This window comes from Pseudomonas sp. AC083 (genome assembly GCF_979253165.1).
Genome location: NZ_CEEDDH010000016.1, coordinates 1 through 14,287, shown reverse-complemented (window position 1 = coordinate 14,287; position 14,287 = coordinate 1). Strand labels below are relative to the sequence as shown.

11 protein-coding genes are annotated in these 14,287 nt (G+C 58.5%); 3 read left to right on the top strand and 8 right to left on the bottom strand.

Annotation, left to right across the window (positions count from 1 at the left end; all coding sequences use genetic code 11):
* Positions 1-487: 487 nt before the first annotated feature.
* The 3 genes from AC0IXA_RS20800 (at position 488) to AC0IXA_RS20790 (ending at position 2,870) form a co-directional block, all read left to right on the top strand.
* Positions 488-1,618, top strand: a complete 1,131-nt coding sequence (locus AC0IXA_RS20800) for an MFS transporter (protein WP_341639075.1) — start codon at positions 488-490, stop codon at positions 1,616-1,618.
* A gap of 159 nt (positions 1,619-1,777) precedes the next feature.
* Entirely contained in the window at positions 1,778-2,041 is a 264-nt protein-coding gene (locus tag AC0IXA_RS20795) for a hypothetical protein (protein ID WP_071174375.1), read from the top strand.
* Between the two features lie 355 nt (positions 2,042-2,396).
* Positions 2,397-2,870 (top strand): hypothetical protein, encoded by a 474-nt coding sequence (locus AC0IXA_RS20790; RefSeq protein ID WP_471814420.1) that lies wholly within the window; start codon positions 2,397-2,399, stop codon positions 2,868-2,870.
* Positions 2,871-3,151: 281 nt separating this feature from the next.
* Here the strand turns inward: AC0IXA_RS20790 and AC0IXA_RS20785 are convergent, their stop codons facing one another.
* From AC0IXA_RS20785 to AC0IXA_RS20750, 8 genes are all read right to left on the bottom strand, one after another.
* Complete coding sequence (locus AC0IXA_RS20785) at positions 3,152-4,132, bottom strand: peptide ABC transporter ATP-binding protein (protein ID WP_016771723.1); 981 nt, start codon at positions 4,130-4,132, stop codon at positions 3,152-3,154.
* Positions 4,132-5,100, bottom strand: coding sequence for an ABC transporter ATP-binding protein (locus tag AC0IXA_RS20780; RefSeq protein ID WP_016771722.1), 969 nt, complete (start codon positions 5,098-5,100; stop codon positions 4,132-4,134). Before AC0IXA_RS20780 ends, AC0IXA_RS20785 begins: the two co-directional genes overlap by 1 nt.
* Before the next feature lie 10 nt (positions 5,101-5,110).
* Positions 5,111-6,037: an ABC transporter permease subunit gene (locus AC0IXA_RS20775; RefSeq protein WP_016771721.1), complete on the bottom strand. Its 927-nt coding sequence runs from the start codon at positions 6,035-6,037 to the stop codon at positions 5,111-5,113.
* A gap of 11 nt (positions 6,038-6,048) precedes the next feature.
* A complete protein-coding gene (locus AC0IXA_RS20770; protein ID WP_016771720.1) occupies positions 6,049-7,059 on the bottom strand; it encodes an ABC transporter permease subunit in 1,011 nt (336 codons plus the stop codon).
* 73 nt (positions 7,060-7,132) lie between these two features.
* Positions 7,133-8,728: an ABC transporter substrate-binding protein gene (locus AC0IXA_RS20765; protein WP_024011590.1), complete on the bottom strand. Its 1,596-nt coding sequence runs from the start codon at positions 8,726-8,728 to the stop codon at positions 7,133-7,135.
* Between the two features lie 77 nt (positions 8,729-8,805).
* On the bottom strand, positions 8,806-10,221 hold the full coding sequence (locus AC0IXA_RS20760; RefSeq protein WP_122508211.1) for an OprD family porin: 1,416 nt from the start codon (positions 10,219-10,221) through the stop codon (positions 8,806-8,808).
* Between the two features lie 176 nt (positions 10,222-10,397).
* The gene (locus tag AC0IXA_RS20755) at positions 10,398-11,996 is read right to left on the bottom strand and encodes an ABC transporter substrate-binding protein (RefSeq protein ID WP_122508212.1); all 1,599 of its coding nucleotides are present in this window, start codon (positions 11,994-11,996) and stop codon (positions 10,398-10,400) included.
* 300 nt (positions 11,997-12,296) lie between these two features.
* On the bottom strand, positions 12,297-13,922 hold the full coding sequence (locus AC0IXA_RS20750) for an ABC transporter substrate-binding protein (protein ID WP_016771716.1): 1,626 nt from the start codon (positions 13,920-13,922) through the stop codon (positions 12,297-12,299).
* Between the last annotated feature and the right edge of the window lie 365 nt (positions 13,923-14,287).

Here is a 14,287-nt window from a genome sequence, read left to right as displayed (position 1 = left end):
TCAATCCCTCCACTCAGCCTTCCGACGTCGCCGGTGGATCAACAGCAAGATCAAAAGCACTCGAGCTTGCGCTCATTGTTGAGTGGGGCGGCTTTGCCGCGGGCAACTGCGCTGCTTTGCTTTTCTGTGGGAGCGAGCCTGCTCTGACAGCCGACCTGTTTCTTGAGGTCGTCCCCAATCCAATTGTGGGAGCGAGCCTGCTCGCGAAGGCGATCTGCGAGCCGACGATTTTCTGTTTGATGCAATCAATCCAGCTCGGCTGTTGGAGAATGCGAGCTTGAAAATCAAGGTCAAGAGTTCTCGGCCTGCGGCATGTCCTACAGCAGGTTGTAGGGCGAATCCTTTTTTTCCTGGTTTTGGTGTGCAGGTATGCGACAACCGCCATGCTGACCGGTAGTGTTCCAGTCCCTGCAAGTCGTTCGAAGAGGTCAATGGAGTGACGAGTCGGCTGAATCCTCTGTTGCTTCTTAAAGGCTATTTCACCCCCATGGCCTGGGTCCTCGCGGCTCTGTTGTTCATCAATCGCCTCAGCGCCATGGTCAAGCTGTTCATGGCGTTGTACCTGCGTCAGGAGCTGGGCCTGGCGATTGAAACCGTGGGCTGGCTGCTCTCGGCGTATGGCGCGGGGTTGTTGGTCGGTTCGATGCTCGGCGGCTGGCTCAGTGATCATGTGCGCACGGCGCGGCTGACGGCGGCGCTGTTTTTCGTTTCGGTGTGGGTGCTGATGCTGTTGGGGCTGGTGCCGCAGGTGCCGTGGCTGGCCGGTTTGCTGTTGCTCAGCGGTGTCATCGATGGCGCGATTCGGACGTTGCATCAGCGGCTGATCATGGAGTATTGCGAAGTCGCGCAACGTTCCCGTGCGCAAGCGCTGAGCCGGGTAGCGCGTAATCTGGGCATGGCCGCTGCCGGGGTGGCGGGCGGAGTGTTGGCTCAGGCGGATTTTCGTTGGGTGTTTTTCGCCAGTGCGGCGATGACGATGCTGGCGTTGCTGTGGTTCGTGCGCACGACGTGGCGGCGGGCGGTGCTAGTGGTTGAAGACGAATCGATCGATGGCTCAAGCCTGCCGTATCGCGACAAGCCGTTCCTCTGGCTGCTGGCGGCGACGGCCGTATTGGGCATCGCTTTCGACACGGTGTACAGCACGCTGGGCAATTATCTGCGTGATTACTACCACCTGAGCACCGAAGCGATCGGCTGGCAGTTCGGGCTCAATGCGCTGTTGGTGATCGCGCTGCAGATTCCGCTGTCGCACTCGGTCGAGCGTTGGGGCTCGCGTTGGCAAATGCTCGTCGGCAGTGTGCTGTTGGCCTGCGGATTGGGCATGTTGCCGTACGGTTCCGGGTTGGCTTTTGTCTGTTTTTCGACGCTGATCTGGACGCTGGGCGAGGCGCTGTTCATGCCGCCATTGAATGTGCTGGCGATGCAGTTCGCGCAGAGCGGCAAGAGCGGTCAGTACTTCGGGCTGTTCTTCATGAGCTGGAGCGCCAGCGCGTTGTTGTCGCCGGTGCTCAGCGGTCAACTCTACGGCCAGTTTGGCGGGCACAGTGTGTGGCTGATGAGTGCGCTGCTGGTGCTGCTCTCTATTCCGTTGACCTGGCAGGCCACGCGCGGCGCTTAGCTGTTTCAGTTATCGGGGTTATTCGAAAGCAATCTGGCGTTCGATGGCATTTCTGCCTGCGCGGTCGCGTCCTAAGTGGTGAGCCGGTCGGATCGCAACTAGATTTCACATCGAGCCAGTCCGGCAAGCATGTCTTAGCGCAACAGGATGGAGTCGGCCATGAAAAGCAGATTGCTACGGGTTTTGATGTTGTTGAAAGTGATGGTGATGCTATCCCTCGGCACCGCAACGGCATGGGCCGAGTGCGAGGATCACGAATCTCAAGCGTTCAATGGGCAGGTCGGGCATAGCGGGCTGATGCTCGCCAAGTCCGAGTCGGAACCGGGGGATATGAATCAGGGTGGCAGCGCCGATGACGACGACTCGACCACGGACGATCCGGATACCGATGACCCGGATGACGAAGGCGATAGCCAGACATAGATAGTCGACCAAAGAAAAACCCTTCTGCCTCGACTGATGCGCAATCGAGGCAGAGGGGCGACCGTATCGCATATGCGCATCCGCTCCGGCAAGTACTTTAAATTTATTAAGACACTTATGGCTTCCCCCGTATCCCGCCGCGAAAGCTGCGGGTTTTTATTTTCGGATGAATATAAATAAATAGCTGGTTTATCACGTGTGAATGGTTTGAATTTTTGTCAAAAAATGCGTGGAATTGCATCGTTATGCAGTTGCTGAATCGTTAACCTGTCAGGTTTGACAGTAGACGACCTGGTTCTCATCAATAAGTATGGGATGCGGCTTCAACTCTATCTATTTTAAAAGGGAGATCGGTATGGATTTTCATGATGAAGGTGGCTTTAGTGCAAAAGTGACTGCAAAAGTCTCCAAGCCTGACTTCAACGGTGACCGTGGGTCGTTTACCATTCATTCAGGTAATCCGGGTGAACAGCCGTTTACTTTGCTGGCGGTCTGCCGACCTGATCAGGAGTTTCTTTTTATAGGTCAAGATACGATTAAACAGGGGCAGACTTATGAACTTGGCCCCGGGAAGCCTTATGCTTTTACGTACAAGGAGCGTGAAACCGAAATTTCTTATGTAAGCCGAGGAAGTATCACGTTCGATATATTTAATTTTGCTGGACGTAAAGCCAAGGTTTCATTTGATTTGTTCGCAACAGATCCACTTGGTAACAGATCTGATATTCACATTGTGGGCGAGGGCACTTTTGATGCCCAGACGGGCTCCCTTGAGTTTGCTGATTGGGCGCAGAAAGAGTTAGATGCGTTTTTGGCGAAGAAGATATAAATGAGGGCGACAGCGGCGAGGACGACGATTCGACCACGATGAGTGGGACACTGATGATCCGGACTGCGAAGGCGATAGCCAAACATAAATCACAGGGCAAAGAAAAACCCCTTCGGCCTCGACTGATGCGCAATCGAGGTACAAGGGGTTTTTGTTAACTCTGGTTCAACGCAAATCCCCTGTAGGAGCTGCGGAACGCTGCGATCTTTTGATCTTGATTGTGAAAATCAAAAGATCGCAGCCTCGTTGCACTCGTCAGCTCCTACAGGTCTTGCCGCGGCCTACGCCGCGCCGTCGAGGAATTGCTCGGCGTAGTGGCAAGCCACCTGCCGATTATCCAGTTCGCGCAACAGCGGCTCTTCCGTGGTGCAACGTTCGGTCGCGTACGGGCAGCGCTTGTGGAAAGCACAGCCCGGTGGCGGGTTCAGCGGGTTGGGCAGTTCGCCGACGATTTTGATTTTCGGCTTGTTCGGGTCCGGGTGAATGGTCGGGGTCGCCGACAACAGCGCCTGGGTGTACGGGTGCAGCGGGCGTTCGTAGATGTCGTTTTTCGGACCCAGTTCAACCGGGCGACCGAGGTACATCACCATCACGTCATCGGCCACATGTTGCACCACCGCAAGGTTGTGCGAGATGAACACGTAGGCGGTGTTGAATTCCTGCTGCAGATCCATGAACAGGTTGAGCACCTGGGCCTGAATCGACACGTCCAGCGCCGAAGTCGGTTCGTCCGCGACCAGTACTTTCGGTTGCAGCATCATTGCCCGCGCCAGAGCGATACGCTGGCGCTGACCGCCGGAGAACATGTGCGGATAGCGCTGGTAATGCTCAGGGCGCAAGCCGACCTGCTTCATCATCGCCTGGACTTTCTCGCGACGTTCGGTGGCCGACAGCTTGGTGTTGATCAGCAGCGGCTCGGCCAGTTGATCACCGATTTTCTGCCGTGGGTTCAACGATGCGTACGGGCTCTGAAACACCATCTGCACGTCTTTGCGCAGTTGCTTGCGCTCGGCCTTGTCGGCGCCGGCAACTTCCTGGCCGGCGATCTGCAGCGAACCCGATGACGGCTCTTCGATCAGCGTCAGGGCGCGGGCGAGGGTGGATTTGCCACAGCCCGATTCGCCTACCACGGCAAGGGTCTTGCCGGCTTCCAGTTCGAACGACACGCCGTTGAGCGCGCGCACGGTGGCGTGGCCCTTGAACAGGCCACGGGAGACTTCGTAGTGACGGGTCAGGTCGCGGGCGGTAAGTACGACGGCCATTACGCCACCTCCTGGTTCAGCGGGTAGAAGCAGCGGGCGAGGCTGTTGGCTTTCGGATCAAGGCCCGGACGCTGGGTGCGGCAGTTGTCCTGCACGTACGGGCAGCGCGGCGACAGCAGGCAACCCTGCGGTCGGTCATAACGGCCCGGAACGATGCCCGGCAGGGTCGACAGGCGCGAGGCGCCGAGGCTGTGCTCGGGAATCGCCTTGAGCAGCGCTTCGCTGTACGGGTGCGCCGGGATGTCGAACAGTTGCGGCACCTGACCGACTTCCACGGCTTGACCGGCGTACATCACGCAGACGCGCTGGGCGGTTTCAGCCACGACCGCGAGGTCGTGGGTGATCAGCACCAGGCCCATGTTCTGTTCTTTCTGCAACGCCAGCAGCAGATCCATGATCTGCGCCTGAATCGTCACGTCCAGCGCGGTGGTCGGTTCGTCGGCGATCAACAGTTTCGGCTCGCCGGCAATCGCCATGGCGATCGCGACGCGCTGGCTCATACCGCCAGACAGTTGATGCGGGTAGGCGTCCATGCGGCTGGCGGCGCCCGGGATCTCGACTTTTTCCAGCAGTTCGATGGCACGCTTGCGCGCTTGCTTGCCGGACATTTTCAGGTGCAGGCGCAGCACTTCCTCGATCTGGAAACCGACGGTGTAGCTCGGGTTCAGCGCGGTCATCGGGTCCTGGAAGACCATCGACAGGTCTTTGCCGACGATCTGCCGACGCTGGCGGTTGCTGAGTTTGAGCATGTCCTTGCCGTCGAAGCTGAGCGAGTCAGCGGTGACGATGCCGGGATGCTCGATCAGGCCCATCAGCGCCATCATGGTCACGGATTTACCCGAACCCGACTCACCAACGATGGCCAGCACTTCGCCCTTGTCGACCTTGAGGTCTAGGCCGTCGACCACCGGGGTCGCGGTCTTGTCGCCGAAGCGGACGTTGAGATTCTTGATTTCTAGCAGTGACATTTGAATCTCCTCAGGCGGCGTTCTTGAGTTTCGGGTCCAGCGCATCGCGCAGGCCGTCGCCCATCAAGTTGATTGCCAGCACGCTGAGCAAAATGGTCAGGCCAGGCAGACTTACCACCCACCAGGCGCGTTCGATGTAGTCGCGGGCCGAGGCCAGCATGGTGCCCCACTCAGGGGTTGGCGGTTGTACGCCGAGGCCGAGGAAGCCCAGTGCAGCGGCATCGAGAATCGCCGAGGAGAAGCTCAGGGTTGCCTGCACGATCAGCGGCGCCATGCAGTTGGGCAGCACGGTGATGAACATCAGACGCGGCAGACCGGCACCGGCCAGACGCGCGGCGGTGACGTAGTCGCGGTTCAGTTCGCCCATCACGGCAGCACGGGTCAGACGCACGTAGGACGGCAGGGAAACCACAGCAATCGCGATCACGGTGTTGATCAGGCCAGGGCCGAGGATGGCGACGATCGCCACGGCCAGCAGCAGCGATGGCAGGGCCAGCATGATGTCCATCAGGCGCATGATGGTCGGGCCGACCACTTTCGGGAAGAAACCGGCGAACAGACCCAGCAGGATCCCCGGAATCAGCGACATCACCACCGACGACAAGCCGATCAGCAAGGACAGGCGCGAGCCCTGGATCAGACGCGACAGCAGGTCACGGCCGAGTTCGTCGGTGCCGAGCAGGAACTGCATCTGCCCGCCTTCGAGCCACGCCGGCGGCGTCAGCAGGAAGTCACGGTATTGCTCGCTCGGATTATGCGGTGCGACCCACGGCGCGAAGATCGCGCAGAAGATGATCAGCAGCATGAACAGCAGGCCGGCAACGGCGCCCTTGTTCTTGGAGAACGCTTGCCAGAATTCTTTGTACGGCGACGGGTACAGCAGGCTTTGATCCACGGCGGACGTGGCGGTGGCTACTGAGGATGTTGGAGTGCTCATGGGTATTGACCTCAGCGCTGATGACGGATGCGTGGGTTGGCAAAGCCGTAGAGGATGTCCACCACGAAGTTGACCAGAATCACCAGGCAGGCGATTAACAGGATGCCGTTTTGCACCACCGGATAGTCCCGGGCGCCGATGGCTTCGATCAGCCATTTACCGATGCCGGGCCAGGAGAAGATGGTTTCGGTCAGGACCGCACCGGCCAGCAGCGTGCCGACCTGCAGGCCGACCACGGTCAGCACCGGAATCAGCGCATTGCGCAGACCGTGCACGAACACCACGCGCGACGGCGACAGGCCTTTGGCCTTGGCGGTGCGGATGTAGTCTTCGCGCAGCACTTCGAGCATCGACGAACGGGTCATCCGCGCGATCACCGCCAGCGGAATGGTGCCGAGCACGATGGCCGGCAGGATCAGGTGATGCAGAGCGTCGAAGAACGCGCCGACGTCATCGGCCAGCAGCGTGTCGATCAGCATGAAGCCGGTTTTCGGCTCGATGTCATACAGCAGGTCGATGCGCCCGGACACCGGGGTCCAGCCCAGGCTCACCGAGAAGAACATGATCAGGATCAGGCCCCACCAGAAGATCGGCATCGAATAGCCCGCGAGGGAGATGCCCATCACCCCGTGGTCGAACAGCGATCCTCGTTTGAGTGCCGCGATCACCCCGGCCAGAAGCCCGAGGATGCCAGCGAACAGCAGGGCGGCCATGGACAGTTCCAGGGTCGCCGGGAAAAGAGAGGTGAACTCGGTCCACACACTTTCACGGGTACGCAACGACTCACCGAGATCGCCCTGGGCCAGTTTGCCGATGTAGTCCAGATACTGGGCATACAGCGGCTTGTTGAGCCCCAGGCGTTCCATTGCCTGAGCGTGCATTTCGGGGTCGACCCGACGTTCGCCCATCATCACTTCCACGGGGTCGCCCGGAATCATGCGGATCAACGCGAAAGTCAGCAAGGTGATGCCGAAAAACGTGGGGATCAATAACCCCAGTCGGCGGGCAATAAAACTAAACATCTTGTGTGGTACCTCATCAGCCGGTTAGGCGTGCCCGGTGTTCCATAGGTCAGGAGCACCGGGCGTTTCTTATCTACTTCACCTGGGTGGTGGCGAAGTTATTAGTGGTGAGAGGGCTGATGTGGTAGCCCTCTACATTGTTGCGCATTGCAGTGAACATCCGAGTATGGGCCATGCTGATCCATGGCTGGTCCTGATTAAACAGCACTTGGGCCTGTTCGTAGAGCGCGGCGCGTTCGGCCGGATCTACTTTAGCCCGTGCTTCATCCAGCAGTGCCTGGAATTTCTCGTTGCACCAGCGTGCGTAGTTTTCGCCGTTCTTGGCGGCCTCGCAACTGAGCATAGGCGTCAGGAAGTTATCCGGGTCGCCGTTGTCGCCCGCCCATCCGGCCGAGACCATGTCGTGCTCGCCGGCCTTGGCGCGCTTGAGCATCTCGCCCCATTCCATCACGCGGATGTCGATCTTGATCCCGACTTTCGCCAGGTCAGCCTGCATCATCTGCGCGCCGAGCATCGGGTTGGGGTTGGTCGGACCGCCGCCGTTACGGGTGAACAGAGTGAAGGTGGTGCCTTCCGGAACCCCGGCTTCCTTGAGCAGGGCGCGTGCCTTGTCCAGGTCGCGTGGCGGGTTTTTCAGATCATGGTTGTAGCCGAGCAGGGTCGGCGGGTACGGGTTGACCGCTACCGAAGCGTTGCCTTTGCCGAACAGCGCGTTGACGTAGGCTTCCTTGTCGAACGCGATGTCGATGGCTTTGCGCACGCGTACGTCGCTCATGTACTTGTGCTGGGTGTTCATGGCGATGTACGAAACGGTCATCGCGTCCAGCTCGTCGACTTTCAGCTTGCTGTCTTTCTTGATGCTCGGGATGTCATCCGGTTTCGGATACAGCGCGACCTGACACTCGTTGGCCTTGAGCTTTTGCAGGCGCACGTTGTTGTCGGTGGCGATCGCCAGGATCAACGCATCGGCCGGTGGCTTGCCACGGAAGTAGTCCGGGTTGGCCTTGAAGCGCACCTGCGCATCCTTGGCGTAGCGCTGGAAGATGAACGGGCCGGTACCGATCGGCTTGTTGTTCAGATCGCCAGTCTTGTTGGCCTTGAGCAACTGGTCGGCGTATTCGGCCGGGTAGATCGACGAGAACGCCATGGCGATGTCGGCCAGGAACGGCGCTTCGCGGCGGGTCAGGGTGAACTTGACCGTGTTGTCGTCGACTTTTTCTACGCTTTTGAGCAGTTCCTTGAAGCCCATGCTTTCAAAGTAGGGGAAGCCCACGCTCGACAGTTTGTGCCACGGGTGATTCGGGTCCAGTTGACGCTGGAAGCTCCAGACCACGTCGTCGGCGTTCATGTCGCGGGTCGGCTTGAAATATTCGGTGGTGTGAAACTTGACGCCTTTGCGCAGGTGGAACGTGTAGGTCAGGCCGTCTTCGCTGATGTCCCAGGACTCGGCGAGCGCCGGGATCACTTCGGTGGTGCCGGGCTTGAAATCGGCCAGGCGATTGAAGATGGTTTCGGCCACAGCGTCCGCCGTGACTGCAGTTGTGTACTGGACCATATCGAAGCCTTCCGGGCTGGCTTCGGTGCAGACCACCAAGGGTTTGGCCGAGGCGCCGACAGCGACACTCAGCAACGCAGCCGCGATGGCCGCACGTAGGGGAAGCATTTTCATCGATAACCCTCTGCAATCGGTTGAAGACAGAAAACCGAACGGCCGACTCATCATGAGTCAGCCGTTGGTTGGCGTTTTTACAGAATGTTGAACGGGATGGTGGTTACGAGACGGAACTCGTTGATGCTGCCGTCAGCCTGGTTTTCGCTGGCACGGTGAGCGGTGTAAGTGCCGCGAATGGTCGTGGCTTTGAGCGGGCCGCTCTGTACTGCGTAGGTTGCACCGACGCCGTATTCATAGTGGTGCTCGCCATCCATCGCCTGCACGCCATCGTAGCCGCCACCCTTGTAGTGAGTGCCGTCGATGCCCCAGCCGCGTGCCTGGTAGATGTTGAATTTCAGGCCTGGTACACCGTACTCAGCCATGTTGAGGCCGTAGGAAACCTGGAAGGACTTCTCGTTCGGGCCGTTGAAGTCCGAGAGCAGGGAGTTGGCCAGGTAGATACCGTTGGTTTCGTGCAGGTAGTCGAAGTACTCGTTACCGTTCACTTCCTGGTACGAGAAGGTCACGGTGTGGGCCTGATGAGTCAGGCCAAACGACAGCGAGTAGGTATCGTTGTCGATGTCGCCGAGCAGTTTTTTGCCTTCGTCGACGGTCTTGTAGTAGTTCAGACCGGTGGTCAGGCTCAGTACCGAGCTGTCACCCAAAACGTGGGTAGCGCCGAAGTAGTACTGGTTCCACAGGTCTTCGGCCTGGGTGCCCCACAGGCTGGTGGTCAGGCTGGCGAACGGCTGGTAGGAAATACCGGCGGTGTTGACGTGATCGGCTTCAGCGTTGATGTCACCGTATTCGGAGCGGAACTTGCTCAGGCTTTCTTCGGTACGTGGCGAAACGCGGTCGAAGGTTGCGACGTCGAACGCCAGGTTGTTCAGCTCTTCGCTGTGGATCGCGATACCTTCGAAGCTCGATGGCAGCGGACGGTTACCGATCACGTCGACTTGCGGGCTGCTGAAGTTCATGCGGCCGGCGGTCAGGGTGGTGTTGGAGATGCGCGCCTTGACGTTGGCCAGGCCCAGCTTGCTCCACTGGCCGACAGCGTCACCGCCTTCGCGGGTCAAGGTCCGGTTGTTGCCTGCGCCTGGGCGAGTGCCTGGAGCGCCGCCGTTGTTTGCGGCGAGGTTCTCGCGGTCGCGCTCAAGGGCGATCGCGTTGTAAGCAGCCACTTCGGTGCTGAAGCCGACAGTGCCTTCGGTGAAGCCCGAGTTGTACTTGATGATCGTGCCTTGGACCCAGTTGATCCGGCGATCGGTTTCGGTGGACTGGCCATTCTTGCGGTAAGCGAACTTGCCGCCACGCTTGAGTTGTTCGTTGGCGTACCAGTTACGGGTCGAACCGCTGATCGATTGCCCTTCGAGGAAGCCGGTGGCTTCGGCCTGGGCGCTCTTCTCGTTGACGGTCACCGGAGTGAACGCCTGGCTCTGGGTTTCCGCATAAGCCGTGGCGGTGATGCTGCTGATGGCCAGGGCCAGTATCGCGGTGCTGCTCAGTTTCATGGGTGAAGCTCCTTTACTTTCTTTTTATCCCGGCTTTTTTTGGTATGCCGGTTATTGGTTTAGAACTCGTTCACACATCGCAAACGTTTGCAAAAGGCCGGATTGGCGAATTTCGGCAAAGCGCTTGCGTGAGGGGAGTAGACGGCTCCCCTCAGCATTGCGGCTAATCGGTTGGTTTAATCGATACTGACACCCGAGAACACGTTGCGGCCGAACGGGCTGACTTTGAACCCTTCGACCCGGGTGCTTAACGGCTGGTTGACCGTCGAGTGGGCGACAGGCGTGATCGGCACTTGCTGTTTAAGCAATTGCTGGGCCTGTTTATAAAGCACGGTGCGCTGGTCGCGGTCGGTGACGACCTTGGCCTGTTTGATCAGCTTGTCGTAAGCCGGGTCGCACCACATGGAGTAGTTGTTGCCGCCGATGGCGTCGCAGCTGTACAGCGTGCCCAGCCAGTTGTCCGGGTCCCCGTTGTCACCGGTCCAGCCGATCAGGCTGACGTCGTGCTCGCCGTTCTTGGTGCGCTTGATGTACTCGCCCCATTCGTAGCTGACGATCTTCACTTTCAGACCGATCTTGGCCCAGTCGGACTGGAGCATTTCGGCCATCAGCTTGGCGTTCGGGTTGTATGGACGCTGCACCGGCATCGCCCACAGGGTGATCTCGGTGCCTTCTTTCACGCCGGCGGCCTTGAGCAGTTCCTTGGCTTTTTCCGGGTTGTAGGCAGCGTCCTTGATGGTGTCGTCGTAGGACCACTGCGTCGGTGGCATGGCGTTGACGGCCAGTTGGCCGGCGCCCTGATAAACAGCGTTGAGAATGCCCTGTTTATTCACCGCCATGTCCAGTGCCTGACGCACTTCCAGTTGATCGAACGGCTTGTGGCGCACGTTGTAGGCGATATAGCCGAGGTTGAAACCCGGCTTGGAAATCAGTTGCAGTTTCGGGTCGGCCTTCAGCGCTTCAACATCGGCAGGGCGCGGGTGCAGGGTGATCTGGCACTCGTTGGCCTTGAGCTTCTGCACACGTACCGACGCGTCGGTGTTGATCGCGAAAATCAGGTTCTTCAGCTTGACCCGGCTCGGATCCCAGTACTGCGGGTTACCGGTGTAACGGATGTTCGAGTCTTTCTGGTAGCTCTTGAATACGAACGGCCCGGTGCCGATCGGCTTCTGGTTGATGTCGCTCGGCTTGCCGTCGGCCAGCAGCTTGTCGGCGTATTCGGCAGACAGAATCGAAGCGAAGCTCATGGCGATGTTCTGGATGAACGCGGCGTCGACGCTGTTGAGCGTGAACTCCACGGTCAGCGGCCCGGTCTTCTCGACCTTGGCGATGTTCTTGTTCAGGCTCATCCCGTTGAAGTACGGAAACTCGGTGGGATAGGCCTTGCGGAACGGCTGTTGCGCATCGAGCATGCGATTGAACGTGAACAACACGTCGTCGGCATTGAAATCGCGGCTCGGCTTGAAGTAAGGGGTTGTATGAAATTTCACGCCTTCACGCAGGTGAAAGGTGTATTTCAGGCCATCTTCGGAAATGTCCCACTTGGTCGCCAGGCCCGGTACGACATTGGTCGCGCCTTTTTCAAACTCGACGAGGCGGTTGTACAGCGGCTCGGCGGCGTCGTTGTCGGTGGCCGTCGTGTACTGGGCGGTATCGAAACCCGCCGGGCTGCCTTCCGAGCAAAACACCAGGCTGTCGCTGGCGGCGTAGCTTGCAGACGTGGCGGCCAACAGGCCGGCGCCCAACAGTGCGGAAAAAATCAAGGTATGGCGCATGACGCTCCCTCTTTTTAGTGTTGTGCAATGCGTCAGGGTCCCTATCCCGGGACTTTCTGGTCGCATTGAGCTCAATCCAATACGTACGGCAAAACCGGTGGCCCACGCAGACACTGGTCAGTACGCGACGGTAGGCACCGTGCCTCTGGCAGTAAATACGTAATTGCCTTAATGCTCGTAGGAAAAGTCGACGCGCCTATACCGAAGCAATCATCTGCGGCGGATTTGGGTGTAGGCCTTTTCCTTTTTTCCCGGTAGATAAAGCAACGGCGACGTCAGAAACGCCGCCGTTGCAATGTCTTACTTGCTGACGCTGACGCCGTAGAAGGAATTCAGGCCAAATGGGCTGATCTTGAAATCCTGCACGTTGGCGCGCATGGGTTGATACACCGTCGAGTGAGCGATAGGTGTCATTGGAACTGCATCTTTGAGGACGTGTTGCGCCTGTTTGTACAGCTCGGTGCGCTTGCCCTGGTCGGTAGTGCGTTTGGCTTCTTTCACCAGGCCGTCGAACTTCTTGTCGCACCACTTGGAGAAGTTGTTGCCGCTCAGCGAGTCGCAGCCGAACAGAACGTTGAGCCAGTTGTCCGGATCACCATTGTCACCGCTCCAGCCAATGATCATGGCCTGGTTCTCGCCACCTTTGGAACGCTTGATGTACTCGCCCCACTCGTAGCTGGTGATCTTCACTTTCAAGCCGATCTTGGCCCAGTCGGACTGGAGCATTTCAGCCATCAGTTTGGCGTTCGGGTTGTACGGACGCTGCACCGGCATCGCCCACAGGACGATCTCGGTACCTTCCTTGACGCCGGCTTCCTTGAGCAGCTGTTTGGCTTTCTCAGGGTCGTACTTGGCATCCTTGATCGTGGTGTCGTAGGACCACTGGGTCGGCGGCATGGCGTTGACCGCCAGTTGGCCGGCACCCTGGTAAACCGAATCGATGATCTGCGGCTTGTTCACGGCCATGTCCAGCGCCTGGCGCACGCGCAGGTCAGCCAGTGGGTTGGCCTCGTTGCTGCCCTTGACCTTGTCCATCACGTTGTAAGCGATGTAGCCCAGGTTGAAGCCAGCTTGATCCGGCATCTTCAGCGACTTGTCTTCTTTCAGCGCTTTCAGATCGGCCGGACGCGGGAACAGGGTGACCTGGCACTCGTTCTTCTTCAGCTTCTGGATACGCACCGATGGGTCGGTAGTGATGGCGAAGATCAGGTTGTCGATCTTCACGTCTTCAGGTTTCCAGTAATCCTTGTTGCCGGTGTAACGGATGTTCGAGTCTTTCTGGTAGCTCTTGAACACGAACGGGCCGGTGCCGATCGGCTTCTGGTTGATGTCGGCGGCTTTGCCATCCTTGAGCAGTTGGGCCGCGTATTCGGCGGACTGCACGGACGCGAAGCTCATGGCCATGTTCTGGATGAACGCGGCATCGACTTCTTTCAGAGTGAACTTGACGGTGTGGTCGTCGACTTTATCGATCTTGGTGATGTTGGTGTCCATCCCCATGTCGGTGAAGTACGGGAATTCGGTCGGGTACGCCTTACGGAACGGGTCGTCCTTGTTGATCATGCGGTTGAACGTAAACAGCACGTCGTCGGCGTTGAATTCACGAGTCGGCTTGAAATACGGGGTGGTGTGGAACTTGACGCCTTCACGCAGGTGGAAGGTGTAAGTCAGGCCATCGTCGGAAATGTCCCACTTGGTCGCCAGACCAGGAATCACGGCGGTGCCGCCGCGCTCGAACTGGGTCAGGCGGTTGAACATGGTTTCGGCTGAGGCGTCGAAGTCGGTTCCGGTGGTGTACTGGCCTGGATCAAAACCGGCCGGGCTCCCTTCGGAGCAGAACACCAGGTTAGTCGCAGCGGTGGCGAAAGGTGCGGAGGCTAACAAGCCTGCGCCGACTAGAAACGGAATGACCGCGTGTTTAAGCATGTTGGCCTCATGATTTGTTGTCATTTTTTAGTTGTGAGGTACGACCTCGTGAGTCGTGCCTGCGGATACTTATGCAGGCCCCATACCCAATGCAAGATCCAGAGCGGTCGGCGGCGTTAAACGGTGGCACGAACGTACCTTAATGTCGCATCCGTATAACTTTTGACGCATTTGACCGTTTGCGGGTGGTTTTTGCGGTGCATTCGCGGCACTGAAATGGTGCGCCGGTCTTGTTCTGTGCGCTTGGGTGGGGCTTGGTGTTACTTATTTATACCCTTGGGGATGGGCCTGTCTCTTATACACATCTCCGAGCCCACGAGACCCGTATGTTCATCTCGTATGCCGTCTTCTGCTTGAAAAGGGGG

Excerpts from the sequence above, each read along its gene's own strand:
- AC0IXA_RS20750 (WP_016771716.1), bottom strand. The coding sequence starts at position 13,922 with ATGCTTAAACACGCGGTCATTCCGTTTCTAGTCGGCGCAGGCTTGTTA.
- AC0IXA_RS20780 (WP_016771722.1), bottom strand. The coding sequence starts at position 5,100 with ATGTCACTGCTAGAAATCAAGAATCTCAACGTCCGCTTCGGCGACAAG.
- AC0IXA_RS20795 (WP_071174375.1), top strand. The coding sequence starts at position 1,778 with ATGAAAAGCAGATTGCTACGGGTTTTGATGTTGTTGAAAGTGATGGTG.
- AC0IXA_RS20800 (WP_341639075.1), top strand. The coding sequence starts at position 488 with ATGGCCTGGGTCCTCGCGGCTCTGTTGTTCATCAATCGCCTCAGCGCC.
- AC0IXA_RS20775 (WP_016771721.1), bottom strand. The coding sequence starts at position 6,037 with ATGAGCACTCCAACATCCTCAGTAGCCACCGCCACGTCCGCCGTGGAT.
- AC0IXA_RS20760 (WP_122508211.1), bottom strand. The coding sequence starts at position 10,221 with ATGAAACTGAGCAGCACCGCGATACTGGCCCTGGCCATCAGCAGCATC.
- AC0IXA_RS20765 (WP_024011590.1), bottom strand. The coding sequence starts at position 8,728 with ATGAAAATGCTTCCCCTACGTGCGGCCATCGCGGCTGCGTTGCTGAGT.
- AC0IXA_RS20755 (WP_122508212.1), bottom strand. The coding sequence starts at position 11,996 with ATGCGCCATACCTTGATTTTTTCCGCACTGTTGGGCGCCGGCCTGTTG.
- AC0IXA_RS20790 (WP_471814420.1), top strand. The coding sequence starts at position 2,397 with ATGGATTTTCATGATGAAGGTGGCTTTAGTGCAAAAGTGACTGCAAAA.
- AC0IXA_RS20785 (WP_016771723.1), bottom strand. The coding sequence starts at position 4,132 with ATGGCCGTCGTACTTACCGCCCGCGACCTGACCCGTCACTACGAAGTC.
- AC0IXA_RS20770 (WP_016771720.1), bottom strand. The coding sequence starts at position 7,059 with ATGTTTAGTTTTATTGCCCGCCGACTGGGGTTATTGATCCCCACGTTT.